The sequence below is a fragment of the Acetobacter syzygii genome (genome assembly GCF_000964225.1).
In the GTDB taxonomy this organism is placed as follows: domain Bacteria; phylum Pseudomonadota; class Alphaproteobacteria; order Acetobacterales; family Acetobacteraceae; genus Acetobacter; species Acetobacter syzygii.
On record NZ_BAMZ01000008.1, the window covers coordinates 58109 to 79691 of the forward strand.

The following is a 21583-nucleotide window of genomic DNA, read 5'->3' on the forward strand; positions in this document are numbered from 1 at the left end:
GTGTCATGAAGACCACCCTCTCGCTGAAGCCCGCGGAGGTGACGAAGAACTGGATCCTGATCGATGCCGAAGGTCTCGCTCTGGGTCGTCTCGCCGTCATCATCGCCACGCGCCTGCGCGGCAAGCACAAGCCTCAGTTCACACCGCACGTTGACTGCGGTGACCACGTTGTTGTCATCAACGCCGAAAAAGTGGCGCTGACCGGCAACAAGGCGGATCAGAAGCTCTTTCATTACCACACCGGCTATGCTGGCGGTATCAAGACCCGTACGGTCGCCCAGCGTCTGAACGGCAAGCACCCCGGCCATCTGGTCGAAAAAGCAGTTGAACGCATGATCACGCGTGGTCCGCTCCAGCGTGAGCAGATGCGCAACCTGCATGTGTATGCTGGCGCTGAACACCCCCACGGTGGTCAGACCCCCCAGGTGCTTGACGTTGCGGCGCTGAACCGCAAAAACGTCGTTATCACGCAGAAGGGCTGAGATCATGTCTGAAACTCAGGAACGTACAGGCACACTGGCCGATCTCAAGGGTGTTGCACCTGTTCTGGCCGATTCTGCTCCGGTTTACGAAGCCAAGCGTGACGCACAGGGGCGCTCCTACGCCACTGGTCGCCGTAAGGATGCCGTGGCCCGCGTCTGGATCAAGCCGGGTAAAGGTGAAGTCACCGTTAACGGCCGTCCGGTTGTTCAGTATTTCGCACGCCCCGTGCTGCGTATGCTGCTGACCCAGCCTTTCCTTGTGTCCGACCGTTACAACCAGTTCGATGTGGTCTGCACCGTAACCGGTGGTGGTCTGTCCGGTCAGGCTGGTGCGGTTCGTCACGGTATCAGCCGTGCGCTGACCCACTACGAACCGGAACTGCGCAGCATCCTCAAGGCTGCTGGCTTCCTGACCCGCGATTCGCGTCAGGTTGAACGTAAAAAGTACGGTCGCGCAAAAGCACGTCGTTCCTTCCAGTTCAGCAAGCGCTGATCTGGCTGGAAGAACGGTTTTTCGTTCGGCAGGCGGGCGGGGGGACTATGGTCCTCCCGCCCGTTTTGCGTTTGGGGCCGGTTTGGCTCCATGTGCCGTGGCTGTGTGCCGGGGCCGTGGGCCTCCACAGGGGGGCATGTTGCTAAGGCACACGCCCCGCTACGTAGCCGGGGCGTGTGCTGTGTTTATGGTTGGTCAGGGGGTCAGGAAGGTCCGTACATCGTGTGCGAGGGCTGCACGGCTGTCTGGCCGGGTGTAAAGCATGTGCCCACCGGGGTACACATGCAGGCCAATGCGGTTCCGCCCCACAGGAATATGCTCCGCCACCCAGCGGGAGGAGGCATACGGGCAGACCAGATCATACGCACCATTGGCAATAAACACCCGCAGGGTGGGGTTAAGGGCCAACAGGCGGCGCAGGGTTGGTATGGGCCGCACAAGGGGTGCGTTTGTATCGCGGTAATCCCATGCCTGACTAATGGCGTAGTTGAGCAGGTTGTAGCTCAGTTCTGTCTGGTAGCGCAGTTCTGTGGCGGCGTAGTGTTCAAAGGCGCTGCCATAGGCATGGCCAAACCCGTCCAGCGTGGGTTCGGGGCTTTCCGCGTTGTCCACTCCTTCGGGGAAGGGGTCTGCAATGGAGAGCGTTGCATCATACAGCGAATACAGGTGGCCATCGCGGCTGCGTATATCGTGTGCTTCCGGCCGGGGAATGCCGCGCTGTTTGGCAATAATGTCCTGCTCAATGCCGGTATGGCTGGCTACGGCCTCGTAAAAATCATCTGCGGCTTCTCCCGTGGGCGGGGTGCCTGCCAGTGTGCTCAGGTATGGCCCCACGGCGTACTGGTACGCCTTGTCCAGATGCTGGGTCATGGTTTCAGGCGTAAGCTTGTGCTGGAGCGCCAGATTGGCGGCCTCGAGCGATGGCAGCACAAAGGCATCGGCCAGAATGTCGTTCTCCGTATCCAGCAGGGTCATGTCCAGCGCGGGGGAGATCATGACAATACCATTGAGCAGAATGTGCTGGTCCTCGGCCAGTGCGCTGGCAACCTCTATGGCGCGCAGGCCACCATAACTTTCCCCCGCCAGATAGCGGGGGGAGATCATGCGTTTGTTGGCATTGGCCCAGAGCTGAATGGCCTTGGCAAAGGTTTTGGCATCCTGCCGCACACCGTAAAACTGCTTGTCCGCCTGTTTGGGGTCAACCGGAACAGACCAGCCCGTACCCGGTGCATCCAGAAAAACCAGATCAGCCGCAGCTAACCAGCTTTCAGGGTTGGGTTTGATCTGGGCATTTGCGCCATCGGCAGGGTTGCCGGTGGGGAAGTCGAGCATAACCGGCCCGGCAGCACCAAGGTGCAGGTATGCTGTTCCCGCACCCGGGCCGCCGTTAAAAAAATACACCACGGGCCTGTGTGCCGGGTCCGCACCATCGCGCGTGTAGGCGGTGTAGAACATGCGGGCGGTGGGTTTGCCTGCATCATCGCGCAGGGTCAGCGTGCCAGCGGTGGCGGTGTAGGTCATTTTTTGCCCGCCAAAGGTGCCGCTGTGGTGGGTTACGGAATCCTTGGGGAGCAGGGCTGCTGCATCATGGAAGGTTTCTGCCTCGCTGGAGGGCTGCTGTGCCTGCGGTGTGGTCTCGGCTTTGGTGGGGGCAGGTGCCGGGGCCGCCAGCGCGGACGTGGACAGGCATAACGCCAGACAAAGGGGTAAACCGGGCCACAGGCCAACACGTGCAGAGGTACGGTGGTGCGGTGCGGTGGGTGTTATCACGGTTTGGATCTTCCTTTGCAGGCCTTTGGTCGGGAGCCATGCTGGCTGTGCAAACGTGTTCCTGCAAGGGTGGGGTGGACTATTTTTTGCCTCAATCGCATGTCTTACAGATAACCGATGTTCGCGCCCTGTTGGGCGTGGGGCACAGGAAAGGAATATTTATGCTGTCTATTCGGAAAATTGCGCTTCTTGGTCTGCCATTGATGACACTGGCTGGCGGGGCCTCTGTTGCGCATGCCGATCCATGCCTGTCCCTGACGGGCTGCCTTGAGCAGGATGCCAAAAGCCAGTTGGATTCGGCCAAGAGTTCCGTCAAAAATACGGGGAGCCAGTTTACCTCCGGTATGCGCGATCAGGCCAAACAGCGCTGGAACAATGCAACCGAAGCCGAGCGGGAAAAACTGCTGGCCAAAGGGGGCGCGCTGACCAGCCAGGGTGCCAATGCCACGGAAAAACTGAACAACGCGGAAAAAACCGTCAAGGATCGCTGGAACAACGCCAGCCAGACCGAGCGTGAAAAAATTCTGGCCCAGCGCGACAAGCTGACCAACGCGACCAATAGCGTGAGCAATGCGGAAAAAAATGCCAAGGACCGTTGGAACAATGCGTCCGAAAGCACAAAAAACGCATGGAAGAGCCAGAAGGACCGCGTAAAATCTGACCTTAAGGACGCCACTTCCGTACCGTCCCTGCCTTCCCTGTAAGGCTGGCAAGGCCGCTCAGGCTTCGGCGCTGGGCATAAAAAAAGGCTGCTCCATAGAATGGGGCAGCCTTTTTTGTATCAACCCGCCACGCAATCCGCAGCGGCGGGGGAGAGGGAAGAGTTACTTCCGCTTGCGTGAGGAGGCACCGCTTTTGCCAGCTGGTGGGCCTTTGCGTTCAAAGTTGGCACGCCCTTTGGAGGGGCCACGGCGTTCGCCAAAGGGGCGGCCACCCCCTGCACCGGGCGGACCCTTGCGGGGTGCTGCTGCGGGTTCGACCGTCATTTCATCCGCATCGGCGGCAGCGGCGCAGGCGGCAAAGCGTTCAGCCTTGTCCTGTGCAATTTCCACCAACGTATGGTCATTCACAATGCGGATTGCGCCGATGTCCTGCTTTTTAATGCCCCCAAGGCGGCACAGCACAGGCACCAGCCATTTGGGGTCGGCCCGGTCTGCACGACCAACAGACAGGCGGAACCAGCTCCCGTTCATTTCTGGTGCGCGTTCGCGGGGTTCACGCGGGGGAGCGTTTTCGTCCCGTGGGCCACGGCTGCGGGTGGCATCGGGGGTAATAACGCGTAGCTGGGCGGGTTCGGGCAGGCTTTTGCGCCACAGGCCCACAAGGGCGGTCGCCAGCTGCTCTGGCGTATGCTCCGTGACCAGCCGCTCGGTCAGAGCCTTGATGTTTTCGTTCTCTGACGGGGGGAGGGACAGAAAGTGCGCCCCAAGCAGGCGTTCTGCATCGGCTTCGGCAATGGCCTGCGGTGTGGGTGCGCCACTCCATTCTGCCGTAACTTTGGCGGCCTGCAGCAGACGTTCGGCCAGACGGCGGCGTGAGGGCGGGACTAGCAGAACGCAGGTGCCCTTTTTGCCCGCACGGCCCGTACGGCCGGAGCGGTGCAGCAGCGTGGCCGGGTTGGAGGGCAGGCTGGCATGGATGACCAGCCCAAGGTCTGGAATATCAATCCCACGTGCGGCTACGTCGGTGGCAACGCATACGCGGGCCTGACCATGGCGCAGGCTCTCAATGGCGCGGGTCCGTTCGTTCTGGCCCAGATCGCCAGAAATGGCGACGGAGGCAAAGCCCCGTTCGGTCAGAATGCTCTGGAGCTGGCGCACTGCCTCACGCGTGTGGCAGAACACAATGGCGGACGGGGCCTCAATCAGGCGCAGCACGTTTACTACGGCGCGGGCCATATCGCCCTGATCTACCAGAACGCCACGGTAGGTAATGTCGGTATGGGCGGTGTTGGTGCCGACCGTATCCACCCGCAGGGCATCATGCTGGTAGCGCTTGGCCAGACCGGCAATTTCCCGCGCAATGGTGGCGGAGAACAGCAGGGTCCGGCGGTCCTTGGGGGTGGCGTCCAGCAGGGTTTCCAGCTCATCACGGAACCCGAGGTCCAGCATTTCGTCCGCTTCATCCAGCACGGCGGCTTTCAGGTGGGACAGGTCGAGGTTGCCCCGTTTGAGGTGGTCGCACAGCCGGCCGGGCGTGCCCACCACAATGTGGCAGCCAGCGGACAGGTGGCGTGCTTCCGTGCGGGGTTCCATGCCCCCTACGCAGGAGACAATGCGCGCGCCGGTCTTGGCATACAGCCATTCCAGTTCGCTGCGGACCTGTAGGGCCAGCTCACGCGTGGGGGCAATAACCAGCGCCAGCGGTGCGCCAGCAGGGGGGCAGCGCTCCGCATCATTCAGCAGCGTATCGGCAAGGGAGAGGCCAAAGGCAACAGTCTTGCCCGACCCAGTGCGGGCGGAAACAAGCAGGTCACGGCCTTTGGCATCATCGGCCAGAATAGCGGCCTGAACGGCGGTCGGGGCTTCAAACCCGCGCGCGGCCAGAGCTTGGGCGAGCGGTGCAGGGGCGTTTTGAAAAGGCATATAAGTGAGGTCCAGACAAACAGGCATGAAAGAGGGGGAATAAAGCGTCCTGTCCGGAAAGACCTCTCTCTTGTGTCGGGGCTAAGTGCTGCTGACCCGCAGCACCCCGGCAACGTGTAAAAGACATCCTTACTGGAAGGGTAGGTAACGGAAATCCATAAAGAGTTCGCTCAGGCTGGTGTCTGGCGCGCCACCGTTGCCATCCCACGCATGAATGCGGGAATAAGCAAGCTGCACACCAGCTTCCACCGTACCGTAACGGCCTTTAAGGAAGCGATACCACGCTCCGACTGTGGCTTCCATAACACTATGGATGTTACTGCCAGCCGCACAATTACCACTCAGCTCGGTATAGCATCCCGTATTGTTGTAGGCGGGGTTGCCATAACCATAGGCTTGACCACCTTCCGAGAAGTAGCTGCGACCGGCCTGTTGGTAGCCAAAATAGCCATACACGTCAATGAGCGGGTTGGGGTGGGCAATAATTCCTGCTGTTCCCTGCAAGGAAAAGAGCGGCGAGGGTGCGCCATTGGACTTGAGCGTGGCATCGGGCAACAGTACGGACCCGTAGCGGCCAATGCCGTAACCTGCCAGCCCGGCCAGCCGGACTTCCACCTTGTGCGGAATAACCGGCAGAATCATGGACCCGCCACCCCCACCACCCACGGCCGTGTGGTTTTTGCCCCCACCAAGGGTGGAGACCCGGTCATGCGGGAAGTGGAGAATCCCTTCCACTTCGTAATGGCCCCAGTGCGGGTCCCATGCGATCTTGCCAATGACGTCGGGGGCGATCTCGTTGGGGAACAGGGCGTTGTTGGTCAGGCCCGTACCATCGGAGCCAACGGTTACCGTCTGCCCTGTGGGCAGCACAACCTGCCCGTCCGAGCTGCCAGCGGTAAAATTGTTCAGGCTGTAAAGCGTTGCCGAATTTTCAATCGACAGGCCGGTCCACAGGCGGTGGTTGAGGAAGTCCTTAACAAACCGGAACTGCAACTGCCGCGACCACGTCTGCCCTGCCAGCATGGAGGATTCTATGGTTTCGGGCAGGCTTTCCTGTCGGGGGATAATCCCTACGCGACCGGGGGTCAGCATACTCCACGCCTGCCCGGCAAGGAAATGGAAGTTCTCCTTGCTGTTATCGTAGGCAAGGTAGGCCTGCCGCAGGCGGAAGGCGTAGCTGTTGCTCTCGTAAGCATCGGTGGTGGCCGCCCCGGCCCCAAAGTCCATTTCAAACACGCCGGAAATGGTGGAGTACTTGTCCACATTCCCGCGCGCCATGAGCGAGAGGCGGCTGTAACGGGCACTGCCGTCAAAATTGTCGGTATGGTAACGCGGTTCGTTCTTGAACGGCGTTGCCTGCCAGAAGTTGAAGGTGCCGCTGGCGGTGTGGCGGTTGGCCTCCACGGCGGAGGCATCAATAAACCCACCCAGAATAAGGGTGACCGGCCCCATATGGAACACGCCATGGTCACCCAGAGCGCCAGCAGCCTGCGCGCCCGCCGTCTCCCGCGAGTGGGGGCCGACGCCGTTTTCCGCCAGGCGGGAGATCACGTCTTCCGCACGGTGGCCAACCACGGATTCCACGGTTGGGGTGTCTTCCATACCGCTAAAGCTGGGCTGGGCATCCGGGCCGGTGGCGCGCAGGTGCCCGTTGCCGCCAAAGTGGGCCGGGCGGGTGTTATTGGCTTCTTCGCCATGCTCGGCGGAGGCTACGGCAATGCCTGCCTCGTGGTCGGCAGCTTCCAGACTGGCAATCTGGTGTGCCCCGCCTGCACCGTGGTGGGCGGCGGCATTACCCGCGTGGGCTACGGTGCGGTGTGCGGCAATCTGTTTTTGCACGCTTACAAGCGCTTTTTGCAGGGCGCGTTGTTCGGACTGAATGCGCGAGATCTGCTGTTCCAGCGCATCGAGCGATGCGTCGTCCCCGGCGGCAAGGGCTGGTGTGCTCAGGCACAGCAGCAGCGGGCCTGTGGCCAGCGCCGTACCCATGCAAAGGCCGGTTGTGCAGTGCGCCCAAGAGGCGTGCAGGGACTTAAAGATGCGCATGCTCTCTTCATTTTCTGGCAAGTGTTACGCGGGAACCTGCCCGATCAGAACCATTTTAGGACCCCTTTAGTAAAGAGAGACATGCTTAAAAAATAATTTCAGAACAAAGACGCTTGCCGTTAAAGTAAGGCGAAATAATTTTTTACAATTACAGAGCATAGGGAGCTGCCACTCTTCATGGCCAGAATGATTCACAGCATGTTGCGGGTGCTGGATGAGCAGAAATCGGTCGCGTTTTATGCGGATACGCTGGGCATTGTGCCTGTTGGCCGCTTTGAGTTCGAGAGTTTTACACTGGTCTATCTGGCCAATGACGAGCAGAGCTTTGAACTGGAGCTGACCATAAACCACGGTCGTACCGAACCTTACGCACAGGGCGATGGGTATGGGCATCTGGCGGTTTCCGTAGCGGATGTTGTGGCCGAACATGCCCGTATGCAGGCGGCAGGCCACCCGGTAACTGCGGTGAAAACCCTGCAACATGAGGGCACGGTGGTCGGGCAGTTTTTCTTTCTGACTGACCCGGACGGGTATAAGATTGAAGTCCTCCAGCGTGGCGCACCCGGCCGCTTTGTTTAATAACATCTGAGCGGGACAGGGGATGGCTCGCCATGCTATGGGCATGGGGGCCATGTACGCGCAGCCGCCCCAGTGGGTGGGGGCATGGCATCCCTGTCTGAATTGGCATATAAGGCGCGCAATGCTGACCTCTTTCCATAAAATGCACGGTTTGGGGAATGACTTTGTCATCCTCGACGAGCGGCCTGCTCACCTGCCCCTGACCCCTACCCGCATTGCGGCTCTGGCGCACCGGCGGCGCGGTATTGGCTGCGACCAGCTTGTAACCCTGCGCCCTGCCTGCGCGCCGGGGGCCGATGTGTTTGTGCGCTTTTTTAACCCTGATGGGTCAGAGGCAGGGGCCTGTGGCAATGCCTCGCGCTGTGTTGCGGACCTTGTGTGGCGGCAGACGGGCAACGCGGCCCCCGTGCTGCAAACCCGTGCGGGCCTGCTGCCAACCCGCAGGGAAGCCGATGGGCTGGTAACGGTGGATATGGGCGAACCCCGGACCAACTGGCAGGACGTGCCCTTGGCTACGGCGGTGGATACGCTGCACCTGCCTTTGCCGGGGGACCCGGCGGCGGTGTCCATGGGGAACCCGCACGCCACGTTTTTTGTGTCCGACTTTGCCATGCTGGCGCAGGGCAATGCGCTGGAACACGACCCCATTTTTCCCGACCGGGCCAACATCGGTTTTGCACGGATGGATACGCCAGAACACATGCGGCTCAAGGTGCATGAGCGCGGCGCGGGTGTGACCGAGGCGTGCGGCTCCGGGGCCTGTGCGGCCGTGGTCAATGCCGTGCGGCGCGGGCTTGCCGCGCGGAACTGTGTGGTGGAACTCGATGGTGGGGTGCTGCGCATTGTGTGGTCGGCCCAGACCAACCATGTGCTTATGACCGGCTCCGCCACCACAGCTTTTGAAGGGACGGTCGATCTGGCCGCCTATCCATCATGACCACCCGCCCCGAAATCCTGACCTTTGGCTGCCGCCTGAACACGTGGGAGAGCGAGGTCATGCGTGACCACGCGCAGGGCTTGGGTAACGTGATTATTGTTAACACCTGCGCGGTTACGGGGGAGGCGGAGCGTCAGGCCCGTCAGGCCATCCGCCGTGCCCACCGCCAGAACCCCGATGCCCGCATTGTGGTAACCGGCTGCGCAGCCCAGATCCACCCCGAAAACTGGACAAGCCTGCCCGGCGTAACCCGCGTTCTGGGGAACGAGGAAAAGCTGAAGGCCGAGAGCTGGTCCCCCGCAGCACTGGCCGAGCCTGTGGCCGTGTCCGACATTATGGCCGCCAAGGAAACAGCCGCCCATCTGGTCACGGAATTTGCAGGCCGCACCCGTGCGTTTGTGCAGGTGCAGCAGGGGTGCGACCACCGCTGTACCTTCTGCATTATTCCCTTCGGGCGTGGGCCTTCGCGCTCCGTGCCGGTGGGGGCCGTGGTGGAGCAGGTGCGGGCGCTGGTGCAGGCAGGCTACCGCGAGGTGGTGCTGACCGGGGTGGACATGACCTCCTGGGGGGCGGACCTGCCGGGTAAGCCTGTGCTGGGGCAGTTGTGCCGCCGGGTGCTGCGGCTGGTACCGGAACTGGAGCGGCTGCGCCTGTCCTCGGTCGATCCAGTGGAGATTGATGAGGATATCTGGCAACTGCTGGAGGCGGAACCACGGTTTATGCCGTACCTGCACCTGTCGTTGCAGGCCGGGTCGGACCTTATTCTCAAACGCATGAAGCGCCGCCACCTTGTGGCCGATGCCGCCAGTGTGGTGGCACGGGCCAGAAGTCTGCGGCCCGATATTGGCATTGGTGCGGATATTATTGCGGGCTTTCCCACTGAGGACGAAGCCCTGTTTGAGCAGACGCGGGCTTTTCTGGCCGATATGGCGTTGCCGTACCTGCATGTTTTTCCGTACAGCGAGCGTGAGGGCACGCCTGCCGCGCGGATGCGTGCGGTGCCCGTGCCCCAGCGCAAGGCGCGTGCGGCCAGCCTGCGGGCCGTAGGGGCGGTATCTGCTGCACGGTACTACGCAAGTCTGCTGGGCCAGCCCCAGCGCGTGCTGATGGAAACCCCCACAACAGGACATAGCGAGCAGTTTGCACCAGTCCGCCTGACCGGGGCCGAGGCCACGGTGGGGGATATTCTCTCTCTTCTGCCCGTTGCGGTGGAAGAGGGCGGACTGGTGGCGGAAAGGATCTAGAATGGCGCTTGGTTTTTTCTCCCGTCTCAAGCAGGGGCTTTCCCGTTCCACGCAAAAGCTGGGCGGCGGGCTTACGGGTATGTTTACCCGCCGCAAGCTGGATGATGCGGCGCTGGAGGAACTGGAGGACCTGCTGATCACGGCAGACCTTGGCCCCGGTGTGGCGGAAAAGGTGATCGAGGCTTTCCGTTCATCCCGCTTTGGAACAGAAGTAACGGATGAGGAAATCCGGATTGCACTGGCGGAGGAAATTGCCCGCATTCTGGAGCCGGTAGCCGTACCCTTTGCGCCAGACCCGGCCCATAAGCCGCATGTGGTGCTGGTGGTGGGGGTCAATGGTGTGGGCAAAACCACCACCATTGGCAAAATGGCCCGCTTTTTTTCCGAGCAGGGCAGCAAGGTCATGATGGTGGCGGGCGATACGTTCCGTGCCGCCGCCGTGGAGCAGCTCCAGATATGGGGCGAGCGCACGGGCTGCCCGGTTATTGCCGGGCCACCGGGGGCGGATGCTGCTGGTCTTGCCTATGAGGCGCTCAAACGCGGTAAAGCCGAAGGTGCGGACCTTCTGTTCGTGGATACGGCAGGCCGTTTGCACAACAAGTCGGCCCTTATGGAGGAGCTGGCAAAAATTATTCGCGTCATGCGCAAGTTTGACGAGACCGCGCCCCATTCGGTCCTGCTGGTGCTGGATGCCACAACAGGGCAGAATGCCGTGGAGCAGGTGCGGGTTTTTCGCGAACTTGTGAACGTGAGCGGGCTGGTGGTGACCAAACTGGACGGTTCGGCACGGGGCGGCATTGTTGTCGCACTGGCCGATGGTTTTGGCCTGCCCGTCCATGCCGTGGGTGTGGGGGAACAGGCCGAGGATCTCCGGCCTTTTTCCGCCATGGACTACGCGCGCGGGCTGGTTGGCCTGCCCGGAATAGAGTGATCAGCGGGGTGGCGTACCTGCGACGGAGCAATATTTTGGTCCTTAAGCCTGCTAAGGTTTCTTGACAGGATATGGCAGCCCCGTTAGCAAGCGCCTGCACCCCCTTGGGAGGTGCGAGGTATGCGTGAGGAAAAAAGCGATTCCTTTGACGCCAGATTGAAGTCGGCAGAACGCCGGTACGGTCTGGTCAAGGAGGAAAAACCACCCGTTGATGCAGGGATAGAGGCCGACAGGTCGCTCGCAGCATTGGCGTTCAGAGCCGGGACAGAAATGCTCGCGGGGCTGATTGTGGGGGTTGGCATAGGGTGGGGGCTGGATCACTGGCTCCATACCCGGGCGCTGTTCCTTGTGATCTTCGCACTTTTGGGTGGGAGCGCCGGAGTGCTGAACGTTTGGCGTCTGGTCAGGACGATGGACGTAAAGTAAGAAGCTGAAAACCCGATAGTCGATTCGGGGTGAGGTCTAGGAGAGCGGTTGTGGCGGGCGGTTCCAGCATTAACGTACTTGAACAGTTTGAGCTCCACCCCGTTCTTGGCGGGCTGGGCGAGGCTCTGCGCTTCAGCCAGTCACCGCTGTACATGATCGCGGCTGTCTGTCTGGTTCTGGCGTTCCTGTATTTTGGTATGCGCCCTGCGGCAGTTGTGCCCGGTCGCCTCCAGGCCGCAGCAGAAGTCTGCTACGAATTCATTCATAACATGGCGGTGGATACAATCGGACCGGAAGGCGCTGCGTTCTTCCCGTTCATCTTCACCCTGTTCTTCTTCATTCTGGCGGGGAACTACATCGGGCTTCTGCCTTTCTCCTTCACCTTTACCAGCCATATTGCTGTCACCTTCGCCATGGCGTTCATGGTGTTCCTGCTGACGGTTGTGGTTTCGCTCAAGGTGCAGGGGCTGCGGTTTTTTGCACACTTCATGCCGGATGGTGCCAGCCCTTTTCTGGCGCCCCTGCTGATCCCGATTGAGATTCTCTCGTTCCTCTCCCGCCCTGTGAGCCTGTCTATCCGACTGTTCGCCAACATGGTGGCCGGACACGTCATGTTCGATATTTTCGCAAGCTTTGTCATCATGCTCGCCGGGTTTGGCGTCGTGGGTGACGTGTTTGCGATCGGGCCCATCGCCATTAACGTGGCGCTTATGGCTCTTGAGTTGCTTGTTGGGGTGTTGCAGGCCTATGTGTTTGCAATCCTGACGTGCATCTACCTGCGGGAGGCCGTGGCTCACTGAGCTGCTTTGCCCGTTTCGTTTGAAACTGTCTTGAAACAAGGAAGTGACTGATATGGACATCGCTGCAGCCCGGGAAATCGGTGCAGGTATCGCCGTTATCGCCCTCGCCGGCGTTGGTATCGGCCTCGGCAACATCTTCTCCACGCTGGTCAGCAGCATCGCTCGCAACCCGGCGGCTCGCCCGCACGTGTTTGGTCTGGGCATGCTCGGCTTTGCGCTGACAGAAGCTATCGCCCTGTTCGCGCTGCTGATCGCATTCCTGATCCTCTTCGTCTGAGATCGGGAAAATAAGAGGAGACATTCCTGTGGGTGTGATTACGAAGACAGTTCGTGCCGGACTGCTTGCAACGGTTTGCGGCGTTTCTTTGCTGGCCGTTTCGGCACCTGGTGCATACGCCACGGGAATGCCTCAGCTTGACTTTGCCAACCCGCTTGTGACCGGTCAGGTCATGTGGGGGGCAATTATTTTCTTCATCTTCTATCTTGTTCTCAGCAAAGCCATGCTGCCGGGCGTTGCCCGCGTTCTGCATGACCGTAGCCAGCGTATTACAGGTGACCTTGACGTTGCCCGGTCCGCTAAACAGGATGCTGATAAAGCCGTAGCCGAACTCCAGCAGGCCCGCAAAGATGCCATGGCAGAAGCCCAGGCGCATCTTCAGAAGGTTCTGGACGAGGAACACCGTGCGGCAGAGCAGCAGATGCAGGAAATTAACGCACGTCTGGCGTCTGAAATAGCAGAAGCCGAAAAGAATGTTGCGGCAGAAAAAGCACGTGCCTTGAGCGCGCTTAAAGAAATTGCGGCCGATACCACACAGGCGCTGGTGCAGCGACTGACTGGTGTTGTGCCAGACGCACAGCTTGTTGCCCGGAATGTTGAAAGCGCTTCAGCGCAACGCAGCATCTGATCCGTTCTCAGGGGAATTTTGGTCATGACTGACATTTTTCACGTAGCGGGTTTCTGGGTCGCTGTCTCCTTTGTTCTGTTCTTTGTTCTGGCTGGCAAAAAACTGTGGACGCCTATCGCGGCCATTCTGGATAACCGTGCCAATCTGATCCGCGAAGAACTGGACGAGGCCGCCCGCCTGCGCCGCGAAGCCGAGCAGATGCTTGAGGACGCAACGCGTGAGCGTGAGCAGGCACTGGCGGAAGCCAAGTCTCTGGTTGAACAGTCCCGCATTAAAGCGGACGAAATGGCCAAGCAGGCCCGTGCCGAAGCCGAAGCCGCCGTGCGCCGCCACGAACAGATGGCCCGTGACCGGATTGCAGCGGTCGAGCGTGCAGCCGTTAAGGAAGTACGCCAGCTTGCTATTGATGTGGCGGTCACCGCTGCACACAGCATTATCCCGCAGACCATTGATGAGCAGAAAGCGTCTGCTCTGGTCGATCAGGCTCTGGCAGACCTGCCTGCGGCATTCTCCCGTCAGGCAGCTTAAGTCCATCTCCCTTCAGGGTTCATATGTATGACACACACGGTGCAAACCTCTGTGTCGCAGGTTAACGATGTTCAGCCCGTGCTGAGCATCGTTATTGCTGTTCTGGATGAGCAGGATAATCTGCCACAGGTCTGCCGCGAACTGGCGGAAGCCTGCCAGAGCCTGCCTGCAACGGAAGTGGTGTTTGTAAACGACGGCAGTCGGGACAACACTGTGGCCGTTCTGCGCCAGTTGCGCCGCGACTGCCTGCCCAATTTGCGCATTCTCTCGCACGATCGGTGCTGCGGTAAGTCAGCAGGACTGCGGACCGGCATTACAGCAGCCAGAGGCCAGTGGATTGCCACCATTGATGGGGATGGGCAGGACGACCCGCGTGAGCTGATCAAACTGCTGGAACTGGCACGGACCAGCAAAGGGACACCCCCGCTGGTGGTGGGGGTGCGGGCCAAACGCAAGGATGGCTGGTCCCGCCGGTTTGCCACGCGTTTTGCCAATGGCCTGCGGCAGCGGCTTTTGCAGGACCACTGCCCGGATACAGGGGCCCCGATTAAAATTTTTCAGCGGGAGGACTTTTTGCGCCTGCCGCAGTTTGAAGGGCTGCATCGGTTTTTGCCCGCGCTGTTTGCCTCGTATGGGGTGCCCTTGGTCTGCCATCCGGTCTCGCACAGGGCCAGGTTGCACGGGCAGTCCAAATATACCAATTTTAACCGGGCCGTGGTTGGGGTCCGGGACCTGCTGGGCGTCATGTGGCTGCGCAACCGCACCCGACTGCCCAAAATGGTTGATGAATGCTAAGGCTGGACCGCGGAACTCACACCCTGCCATGGCGCGTACTGGTGCTGATTGGGTTGGCCGCTTTTGTGCTGTTCCTGCCCGGTCGCATGGCGACCCCTCCATTTGACCGGGATGAACCCCGCTACATGGAAGCATCGGCCCAGATGCTGGAGACGCACAATTTTATTGATGTGCGTTTTCAGGACAAGCCACGCTACCTTCAGCCCGCCGGGATTTACTGGCTGGAAGCCATGGCCGTTAAGGCTGTGGGCATGGAATATGCCCGGACGGTATGGCCCTACCGTATTCCCTCCCTCCTCGCCATGACTGCCGCCGTCGTGCTGACAGCGGTTATGGGTGCCAGCCTGTTTGGCCCTATGGCCGGTGTTGGGGCTGCGGTGCTGCTGATGGCCTCGGTTCTGGTTGCAGCGGAAAGCCGCATGGGCACGATTGATTCGTGCCTGTTGCTGAGTGTTCTGGTCGCGCAGTTTGCGCTGGTCCGTGCCTTGGGCGACCGGGCAGCGGAGCGCGTGACTCCCGTGGGTACGGCGGTGCTGTTCTGGGGGGCGGTTGGCTGCGGGCTTATGCTCAAAGGCCCGGTTGTGCTGATTCCATCGCTGGCTACACCGTTGGCTCTGGGCTGGCTGGAGCGGAATATGGACCTGTGGCGCAGGGTGCGGCCAGCATGGGGGTGGCTTATTGCCGCTGCTGTGGTGCTGCCCTGGTGCATTGCCATTGGCGTGGTCAGCCACGGGGATTTTTTCCGCCGTTCCGTGGGGGTGAATTTTCTGGGCAAGGTTGCATCCGGGCAGGAGGCACATGGCCTGCCGCCGGGTTACCACCTGCTTGTGTTTCTTATTGCGTTCTGGCCGGGGTCTTATTTTGCTGCCAGCGTGCTGCCGCAGGTCTGGCGGGAGCGGCGTACTCTGCCAGTGCGGTACCTGTTGTGCTGGATTGTGCCGCACTGGCTGGTGTTTGAGAGCATAGCCACCAAGCTGCCCCATTATGTACTGCCCACTTACCCGGCCATTGCCATACTGACTGCTGGCCTGCTGGCACAAAGCGGCACGGTCTGGCGGCATGGCCCCAACGCACGGTGGGGCCGGGTGCTGCTGGGGGTTTATGCCGTGCTGTGGTGCCTTGTTGGCTGTGCGCTGGCTGCTGCGGGAGCCATTCTGCTGTGGAAGCTGGAGCATCAGTTTTCCGTTCCAGCGCTGGTGCTGGCGGGGGGCGTGCTGCCTTTGGTGGGCCTTGCCATGTGGCAGATCTGGCGTGCCGAGCTATGTTATGCCGCATTGAGCAGTGCTGTTGCCGCGGCATTGCTTTACGTAGGGCTGTTTACGGTTGTGGTGCCGCAGCTCAGGAGCATCTGGCTGGCTCCCCGGTTGGTGGAGCTTGTGCAGGCCCATAAGCCCTGCGCGCAGACACAGGTTTATTCCGTCTCTTTTTCCGAACCCAGTCTGGTGTTCCTGATTGGCGGCAAGGTTGTGCTGACCGGGGCCGCACAGGCCGCACAGGCCATGCGTGACCACCCGGCCTGCACCGCAGCCCTTGTGGATGTACGTGAGCGTCAGGCATTTATGGACGCATTGGGCGCGGATGGGGCCAGGGCTGTCAGCCGTGGCACGGTGGCAGGGCTGAACTATTCCAATGGCCATGCCATGGCGATCAGCCTTTACACGCTGGACATGCCAGCGCCGGGGCAGGCGCACTAGCCATCCCTACCAACAGCCGGGTAGGGCAAAAAACAGCCCGCACTGTGCGGCCATGTCCTTGTGCCATACGTGCACGCCACCATGCAGCAGTATGGCAGAGGCTCTATCGGCCCGTGCCAGATATGAGATGATTATTTTTAAGGGAAAAAGTGGTGCCCGCTGACGGATTCGAACCATCGGCCCCATCATTACGAATGATGTGCTCTACCAACTGAGCTAAGCGGGCGCAGTCTCTGTGTGCGCAAGGCTGGTATCATGATCACCCACACCATGCAACACCCAATCAGTGGCTAAAGCGGGCTTTTCCGCTCCTGTAAGGGGCTGGAGCTGTTTTTTTGGCAGTTTTTACCCGATTGAGCCGCAGAACATGTGCAACACACTCGGTCTGCCCGCCCTGGGCCGTGTGATGGAGCAGGGGGTGGGGGAGGCGGTCCAGAGTGCTGCGGCCCGGTTTGTACAGATGCAGGGGGAATACAGGCTGGCATGGCAGGGGTGCTATACTGTTTTATCAGTTACAGGGTGGCCGGTTGGTATTAAGAACGAAGGTAATGAACGCAACGCAAGTTATGGCCCTGCTGCGAGAGGCTCTGTTTCCGGGGCAGGATATTCCTGTGGACGAGGAACGCCATGTCCGGCTTTTGCGCGGGGTGGTGGAATGTCCGTGCTGCGGGCACCACCAGATTCTGCCAGAGCTTAAACCGGGCACGCAGGCGCGCTGCTGCCGGTGCAACCAGTTGCTGGACCGGCGCAACCGTACATCGCCCATTGCCACGCCACTGGCGTTTTGTATCAGTTCCGCAGCACTGTATCTGGCCATGCTGGCATCCACGTTGATGATGCTTGATCTGTACGGTCGCCAGCGCACGGTGAATATTCTGACCGGCCCGATCGAACTGCTCCACGAAGGCTGGGGCGAGGTTGGCGTGCTGGTGGCAATCGCTACCATTATTGTACCCGGCGTTGTAATTGGCATGATGCTGTCCATTCTGGTCGGGGCCTTGCAGCCCCGGCTGCCCTTCTGGGTGCCGCATCTGCTCAAATGGTACGAACGCCTGCGCCCGTGGTCCATGGTGGAAGTGTATATTCTGGGCGTGTTCGTGGCCTATACCAAACTGTCTGATCTGGCATATGTGCAGATTGGCGCCGCGGTGTTTCTGGTCTCGGGCCTGATGCTGACCATGTCCGCGACCGATGCCACGCTGGATACGGAGCTGATCTGGGAGCGCAGGACAACCGACAGCAGCCTGCGCCGTATGGATAACAGGCGTGTACGCCTGACGTGCGAAAGTGTGGAGCGCACAACACCATTGCCCCCGCCATCGCACATGGCGTCCTGCCTGTCCTGCGGGGCGGTGCTGGCGTTTGAGGAGGCATTGCCTGCGACCGATGCGCTGGGTTTTTGCCCGCGGTGTGGCCATGTGGTGCGCCGCCGCAAGGCTAATGGTCGTATGCGTGCGCTGGCTCTGCTTATTTCGGCCGTGGTGTTCTACCTGCCCGCCAATATTTACCCGGTTATGACGGTTATCCGGCTGGGTGGGGGCACGGGCCACACCATTATAGAAGGTGCGGTGGAACTGTGGGAGGATGGTATGATCCCCCTGTCCCTGCTGGTGCTGTTTGCCAGTGTGACGGTGCCGGTGCTCAAAATTTTTGGCCTGCTGTTCATGCTGTTCAGCACATGGCGGCGCTCAACGCGCTGGCTGGTGGCACGGACCAAGCTTTACCGGGTGATCGACATTATTGGCCGGTGGTCCATGATCGATGTGTTCATGGTGTCCATTCTGGTAGCCATGGTGCGGTTTAACAGCATGGCCAGCATTACGGCCAACGGCGGCATGGTCTGCTTTGCGGCCGTTGTGGTGCTGACCATCTTTGCAGTGCATGCGTTTGACCCCCGCGTAATGTGGGATGTAGTGGGGGATAATGACGCACAACAGGATTGCGGTCATGTTGGTCAGGCCACATCCGCACCCGCGCCGCAGGCAACTGCCGCGTATTTGAACAATATGGAGCCGGACAGGGCGTGAACGACAGGCACAATTCTCCAAAACATGGTGAAAGTGACAATCAGGATGCGCTGGTGCGCAGGATCCGGTTTTCCATTATCTGGGTCATTCCCATTATTTCGGTCTTGATTGCGGGCTTTCTGGTCTGGCGCAGCTTTATGGATAATGGGCCGGAAATTACGGTTATTTTTGATACAGCCGATGGCCTGACCAGTGGCCAGACGCAGGTCAAAAACAAGTCGGTGGTGCTGGGTACGGTGCAGAACATCTCCCTCACCCCCGACCTGCGCCACGTTCGTGTGCTGATCCGCATGAACAAGGGCACCAACGATATGCTGACGGACAAAGCCCGCTTCTGGGTTGTGCGGCCCCGCATTAACGGGGCCAGCATTACCGGGCTGGAAACGCTTATGTCTGGCGCATACATTGCCTTTGACCCCGGGCTGGATGAGAGCGGGCACAACTCCGGCAAGCATGTAGACCAGTTTGAAGGGCTGGAAGCACCGCCGGGTATGCGCTCGGACCAGCCGGGGCAGACCTATACGCTGGTGGCCAATAACATTGGGTCCATCGGGCAGGGGGCGCCGGTCTTTTTCCGCGATGTGGATGTGGGGGAAGTGCTGGGCTACACCATGCCGCCGGGTGGGCGTGGGCCTGTGCTGATCCAGATTTTTGTTAAGGAACCCTACGACCATTACCTGAATGGTGGCACACGCTTTTGGAATGTGTCTGGCGTGAAGGTGGGCTTTGGGGCCGGGGGGCTTAAGGTCCAGTTGCAGTCGCTTCAGGCGCTGTTTTCTGGTGGGGTGGCGTTTGGCCTGCCCCCGCAGGAGGAAGGCAAACCCCAGCGGGACCTGCCCATGGCCGCAGCCAACACGGTGTTCAAACTCTACGAAAGTGAGGAGGATGCCCAGAACGCCGGTTACCATGAGCGCGTAGCCCTTGCCACGTACCTGACCTCCTCCGTCAAGGGGCTGGCTCCGGGTGCGGAAGTCAGCATGTTCGGAATCCAGATCGGGAATGTGACCAGTGTTAAACTGGACATGACCTCCACCCCCGGCCACCCGCGTGTGCGCATTGGCATGGAAATCCAGCCCGAACGTGTGATGACCACCAAGGAACTATCGCACGAGGAGGTCACGGACATGCTGCGCACGCTGGTTGCCAACGGTCTGCGTGCCTCCACGGACAGTGCAAGCCTGCTAACGGGCGAGGGGCTGATTTCGCTCAATTTTGTTAAAAATGCCGGACCGGCCACGACCAGCATGGAGGGGACAACCCTTGTTATCCCCGGTCAGCCGGGGGGTATGAGCGGTATTATGGAATCGCTCTCCACCGTAACCGACCGTCTGGCGGCCATGCCGTTCGAGCAGATTGGTACCAACGCCAACAACCTGCTCGCCCACGCGGACCAGACGTTGACCAGCCCGGATGTCAAGCAGTCGCTGGCCAGCCTGCGTGTGTCCATGCAGCATTTTCAGGTTCTTACGCAGGACCTGCAAAAGGGGCTGGCTCCCCTTAGCCAGCGCCTGCCTGCCATGGCCGAACAACTGGACCAGATGCTCCACAACGCCAACCGCCTGCTGGCCAGCTATGGTGGCAACAGCGACTTCAAGCGCAACTTGCAGGCAATGGTCATTCAGCTTGGGCAGACCGCACGCTCCCTGCGCTTTTTGTCCGACTTCCTGACCAACCATCCTTCAGCGCTCATATCGGGACGATAAGATCATGGCTCGCGTTAAACCTAACGGACTGGCAGGGGCTGGTCTTACCCGCCGTAATGTTCTGGCTGGCGGGGCGTCGCTGGGGCTTATGGCTGTTACCCTTACGGGGTGCGCCAGTGGCGGCGCCGCACTGTACACGCTGGCTGTTGTGCCGGGGCAGCCGCAGGCGGGTGGTCCCCGCTTTGTGGAAGTGCGCCTGCCCAGCATTGCCTCCGGTCTGGACCGGGACCGGATTGTTACGGCGGATAGTGGCTACCGCCTGAGCGTGTCCGCCACAGATGCGTGGAGTGATTCACTGGCCGCACAGATTGGCCACACGCTGGCAGGCGATCTGGCGCAGCGCCTGCCCGGTTCAGGCGTGTTTGTGGAGAACGATACCGCTGCCGCCGACCCGCAGGCCTATGTGGATGTGTCCATCAGTCGTTTTTCCACCGGTCCTTCCGGACTGGTGGAACTGGATGCCCTGCTGTCCGTCCAGCCAGCAGCGGCGGGTGCCCCTTATGGTCCGGGTACGCTCCAGCGCATTACCCTCAGTGGTGCTCAGGGCGGGAACACCATGACCATGGTGCAGGGGCTAAGCCAGTTGCTTGGCCAGCTGGCAGATGTTGCCGCCCAGCAGCTCCGCCAGATTCCCCCCACAGCCCCGACCGATGCCGCACAGGCGGGGGGGCAGGCCAATACTCCCCACGCAAATCACAGGTAACCTGTGGTTGTGGCCCGCCAGAGCCGTACTGTTTGCCAGCCCCTGCCCATGTGTGCAGGGGCTGTTTTTTTTGGTGATGGCTTTTTTTTGTTATTGCACTACGCTCGCCCCGTTTCTCATCACACGGGAGAGGTCCCATGGCAGACTTAACAGGAAAAGTGGCGCTGGTTACCGGCGGTGGTCAGGGCATTGGTCGTGGCATTGCGCTACGGCTGGCCAAGGACGGTGCGGACATAGCACTGGTGGACATCCGCGAGGACCGCCTGGAAGGGGTCGTCAAGGAAGTGGAAGCACTGGGCCGCAAGGCAACCAGCTTTGTTGCCGATATTGGGGACCGTGCGCAGGTTGCCGCCGCTATTGACCATGCGGAATCCACGCTGGGCAGCTTTGACATTATGGTCAACAACGCAGGCATTGCCCAGATCAAGCCGCTGGCCGATGTTACACCGGAGGAAATCCAGCGTATTTACCGCATTAATGTGGAAGGGACGCTGTGGGGTATCCAGCTTGCTGCGGCCAAGTTTATTGCGCGCAAAAGCAAGGGCAAGATCATTAATGCCTGCTCCATTGCCGGGCACGAAGGGTATGCCATGCTGGGGGTGTATTCTTCCACCAAGTTTGCGGTGCGCGGGCTTACGCAGGCCGCTGCCAAGGAATATGCCTGCCACGGCATTAACGTAAACGCCTACTGCCCCGGCGTGGTGGGGACAGATATGTGGGTGGAAATTGACAAGGAATTTGCCAGCCTGACTGGCGCCCCCGTGGGTGAGACCTACAAGAAGTTTGTGGATGGCATTGCCCTTGGCCGTGCAGAAACCCCGGACGATGTGGCCTGCCTTGTCTCGTGGTTTGCCGGATCGGATTCGGATTACGTAACCGGTCAGTCAATCCTGATCGATGGCGGCATGGTGTACCGCTAACAGCGGCGGACCGTG

21 protein-coding genes and 1 tRNA gene are annotated in these 21583 nt (G+C 60.4%); 18 read left to right on the forward strand and 4 right to left on the reverse strand.

From position 1 onward, the window contains the following. The first annotated feature begins 5 nt into the window (after window positions 1-5). On the forward strand, window positions 6-482 hold the full coding sequence (rplM, locus tag Absy_RS03000) for a 50S ribosomal protein L13 (protein ID WP_048853251.1): 477 nt from the start codon (window positions 6-8) through the stop codon (window positions 480-482). 4 nt (window positions 483-486) lie between these two features. Next, window positions 487-975 carry a 30S ribosomal protein S9 gene (rpsI, locus tag Absy_RS03005; RefSeq protein ID WP_048853252.1) on the forward strand — a complete coding sequence of 163 codons (489 nt, stop codon included), beginning with the start codon at window positions 487-489 and terminating at the stop codon, window positions 973-975. Window positions 976-1170: 195 nt separating this feature from the next. On the opposite strand, the gene Absy_RS03010 is transcribed toward rpsI, so the two are convergent. Beyond that, window positions 1171-2697 (reverse strand): S10 family peptidase, encoded by a 1527-nt coding sequence (locus tag Absy_RS03010; protein WP_048853386.1) that lies wholly within the window; start codon window positions 2695-2697, stop codon window positions 1171-1173. Window positions 2698-2906: 209 nt separating this feature from the next. Here Absy_RS03010 and Absy_RS03015 point away from each other — a divergent pair, with 209 nt between their 5' ends. Then, window positions 2907-3449 (forward strand): hypothetical protein, encoded by a 543-nt coding sequence (locus tag Absy_RS03015; protein ID WP_084596859.1) that lies wholly within the window; start codon window positions 2907-2909, stop codon window positions 3447-3449. Between the two features lie 120 nt (window positions 3450-3569). Here the strand turns inward: Absy_RS03015 and Absy_RS03020 are convergent, their stop codons facing one another. Together Absy_RS03020 and Absy_RS03025 are read right to left on the reverse strand one after the other, a co-directional pair. Continuing rightward, window positions 3570-5330 carry a DEAD/DEAH box helicase gene (locus tag Absy_RS03020; RefSeq protein WP_048853387.1) on the reverse strand — a complete coding sequence of 587 codons (1761 nt, stop codon included), beginning with the start codon at window positions 5328-5330 and terminating at the stop codon, window positions 3570-3572. Between the two features lie 129 nt (window positions 5331-5459). Beyond that, complete coding sequence (locus Absy_RS03025; protein WP_245614694.1) at window positions 5460-7376, reverse strand: hypothetical protein; 1917 nt, start codon at window positions 7374-7376, stop codon at window positions 5460-5462. 177 nt (window positions 7377-7553) lie between these two features. On the opposite strand from Absy_RS03025, the gene Absy_RS03030 reads away from it, so the two are divergent. The 11 genes from Absy_RS03030 (at window position 7554) to Absy_RS03080 (ending at window position 16215) form a co-directional block, all read left to right on the forward strand. Next, the gene (locus Absy_RS03030) at window positions 7554-7955 is read left to right on the forward strand and encodes a VOC family protein (RefSeq protein WP_048853254.1); all 402 of its coding nucleotides are present in this window, start codon (window positions 7554-7556) and stop codon (window positions 7953-7955) included. Between the two features lie 121 nt (window positions 7956-8076). Beyond that, window positions 8077-8892: a diaminopimelate epimerase gene (gene dapF / locus Absy_RS03035; RefSeq protein ID WP_048853389.1), complete on the forward strand. Its 816-nt coding sequence runs from the start codon at window positions 8077-8079 to the stop codon at window positions 8890-8892. Continuing rightward, window positions 8889-10136, forward strand: coding sequence for a tRNA (N(6)-L-threonylcarbamoyladenosine(37)-C(2))-methylthiotransferase MtaB (gene mtaB / locus Absy_RS03040; RefSeq protein ID WP_048853255.1), 1248 nt, complete (start codon window positions 8889-8891; stop codon window positions 10134-10136). The genes dapF and mtaB overlap by 4 nt, the downstream gene beginning before the upstream one ends. Before the next feature lies 1 nt (window position 10137). Beyond that, window positions 10138-11067, forward strand: a complete 930-nt coding sequence (ftsY, locus tag Absy_RS03045) for a signal recognition particle-docking protein FtsY (protein ID WP_048853256.1) — start codon at window positions 10138-10140, stop codon at window positions 11065-11067. A gap of 120 nt (window positions 11068-11187) precedes the next feature. After that, complete coding sequence (locus tag Absy_RS03050) at window positions 11188-11493, forward strand: AtpZ/AtpI family protein (protein WP_048853257.1); 306 nt, start codon at window positions 11188-11190, stop codon at window positions 11491-11493. Between the two features lie 50 nt (window positions 11494-11543). After that, window positions 11544-12293, forward strand: a complete 750-nt coding sequence (locus Absy_RS03055) for a F0F1 ATP synthase subunit A (RefSeq protein WP_025828683.1) — start codon at window positions 11544-11546, stop codon at window positions 12291-12293. 52 nt (window positions 12294-12345) lie between these two features. Beyond that, window positions 12346-12570, forward strand: a complete 225-nt coding sequence (locus Absy_RS03060; protein ID WP_025828682.1) for an ATP synthase subunit C family protein — start codon at window positions 12346-12348, stop codon at window positions 12568-12570. A 28-nt stretch (window positions 12571-12598) separates the two neighbouring features. Continuing rightward, window positions 12599-13198 (forward strand): F0F1 ATP synthase subunit B family protein, encoded by a 600-nt coding sequence (locus Absy_RS03065; protein ID WP_084596841.1) that lies wholly within the window; start codon window positions 12599-12601, stop codon window positions 13196-13198. A 33-nt stretch (window positions 13199-13231) separates the two neighbouring features. After that, on the forward strand, window positions 13232-13726 hold the full coding sequence (gene atpF, locus Absy_RS03070; RefSeq protein ID WP_371263702.1) for a F0F1 ATP synthase subunit B: 495 nt from the start codon (window positions 13232-13234) through the stop codon (window positions 13724-13726). A 27-nt stretch (window positions 13727-13753) separates the two neighbouring features. Then, window positions 13754-14521, forward strand: a complete 768-nt coding sequence (locus tag Absy_RS03075) for a glycosyltransferase family 2 protein (RefSeq protein WP_048853260.1) — start codon at window positions 13754-13756, stop codon at window positions 14519-14521. Then, window positions 14515-16215, forward strand: coding sequence for an ArnT family glycosyltransferase (locus Absy_RS03080; protein ID WP_048853261.1), 1701 nt, complete (start codon window positions 14515-14517; stop codon window positions 16213-16215). The genes Absy_RS03075 and Absy_RS03080 overlap by 7 nt, the downstream gene beginning before the upstream one ends. A 150-nt stretch (window positions 16216-16365) precedes the next feature. Here Absy_RS03080 and Absy_RS03085 read toward each other — a convergent pair. After that, a tRNA-Thr gene (locus Absy_RS03085) sits at window positions 16366-16441 on the reverse strand. Between the two features lie 322 nt (window positions 16442-16763). Between Absy_RS03085 and Absy_RS03090 the strand changes: the two genes are divergently transcribed. The 4 genes from Absy_RS03090 (at window position 16764) to Absy_RS03105 (ending at window position 21568) form a co-directional block, all read left to right on the forward strand. Beyond that, on the forward strand, window positions 16764-18242 hold the full coding sequence (locus tag Absy_RS03090; RefSeq protein WP_048853262.1) for a paraquat-inducible protein A: 1479 nt from the start codon (window positions 16764-16766) through the stop codon (window positions 18240-18242). Continuing rightward, window positions 18239-19945 (forward strand): PqiB family protein, encoded by a 1707-nt coding sequence (locus Absy_RS03095; protein WP_048853263.1) that lies wholly within the window; start codon window positions 18239-18241, stop codon window positions 19943-19945. The genes Absy_RS03090 and Absy_RS03095 overlap by 4 nt, the downstream gene beginning before the upstream one ends. A gap of 4 nt (window positions 19946-19949) precedes the next feature. Continuing rightward, window positions 19950-20648 (forward strand): PqiC family protein, encoded by a 699-nt coding sequence (locus Absy_RS03100; protein WP_048853264.1) that lies wholly within the window; start codon window positions 19950-19952, stop codon window positions 20646-20648. A 137-nt stretch (window positions 20649-20785) separates the two neighbouring features. Then, the gene (locus tag Absy_RS03105) at window positions 20786-21568 is read left to right on the forward strand and encodes an acetoin reductase (RefSeq protein ID WP_048853265.1); all 783 of its coding nucleotides are present in this window, start codon (window positions 20786-20788) and stop codon (window positions 21566-21568) included. Window positions 21569-21583: the final 15 nt, after the last annotated feature.

Excerpts from the sequence above, each read along its gene's own strand:
- rplM (WP_048853251.1), top strand. The coding sequence starts at position 6 with ATGAAGACCACCCTCTCGCTGAAGCCCGCGGAGGTGACGAAGAACTGG.
- rpsI (WP_048853252.1), top strand. The coding sequence starts at position 487 with ATGTCTGAAACTCAGGAACGTACAGGCACACTGGCCGATCTCAAGGGT.
- Absy_RS03015 (WP_084596859.1), top strand. The coding sequence starts at position 2,907 with ATGCTGTCTATTCGGAAAATTGCGCTTCTTGGTCTGCCATTGATGACA.
- Absy_RS03020 (WP_048853387.1), bottom strand. The coding sequence starts at position 5,330 with ATGCCTTTTCAAAACGCCCCTGCACCGCTCGCCCAAGCTCTGGCCGCG.
- Absy_RS03025 (WP_245614694.1), bottom strand. The coding sequence starts at position 7,376 with ATGCGCATCTTTAAGTCCCTGCACGCCTCTTGGGCGCACTGCACAACC.
- Absy_RS03030 (WP_048853254.1), top strand. The coding sequence starts at position 7,554 with ATGGCCAGAATGATTCACAGCATGTTGCGGGTGCTGGATGAGCAGAAA.
- dapF (WP_048853389.1), top strand. The coding sequence starts at position 8,077 with ATGCTGACCTCTTTCCATAAAATGCACGGTTTGGGGAATGACTTTGTC.
- mtaB (WP_048853255.1), top strand. The coding sequence starts at position 8,889 with ATGACCACCCGCCCCGAAATCCTGACCTTTGGCTGCCGCCTGAACACG.
- ftsY (WP_048853256.1), top strand. The coding sequence starts at position 10,138 with ATGGCGCTTGGTTTTTTCTCCCGTCTCAAGCAGGGGCTTTCCCGTTCC.
- Absy_RS03050 (WP_048853257.1), top strand. The coding sequence starts at position 11,188 with ATGCGTGAGGAAAAAAGCGATTCCTTTGACGCCAGATTGAAGTCGGCA.
- Absy_RS03060 (WP_025828682.1), top strand. The coding sequence starts at position 12,346 with ATGGACATCGCTGCAGCCCGGGAAATCGGTGCAGGTATCGCCGTTATC.
- Absy_RS03075 (WP_048853260.1), top strand. The coding sequence starts at position 13,754 with ATGACACACACGGTGCAAACCTCTGTGTCGCAGGTTAACGATGTTCAG.
- Absy_RS03080 (WP_048853261.1), top strand. The coding sequence starts at position 14,515 with ATGCTAAGGCTGGACCGCGGAACTCACACCCTGCCATGGCGCGTACTG.
- Absy_RS03090 (WP_048853262.1), top strand. The coding sequence starts at position 16,764 with ATGAACGCAACGCAAGTTATGGCCCTGCTGCGAGAGGCTCTGTTTCCG.
- Absy_RS03100 (WP_048853264.1), top strand. The coding sequence starts at position 19,950 with ATGGCTCGCGTTAAACCTAACGGACTGGCAGGGGCTGGTCTTACCCGC.
- Absy_RS03105 (WP_048853265.1), top strand. The coding sequence starts at position 20,786 with ATGGCAGACTTAACAGGAAAAGTGGCGCTGGTTACCGGCGGTGGTCAG.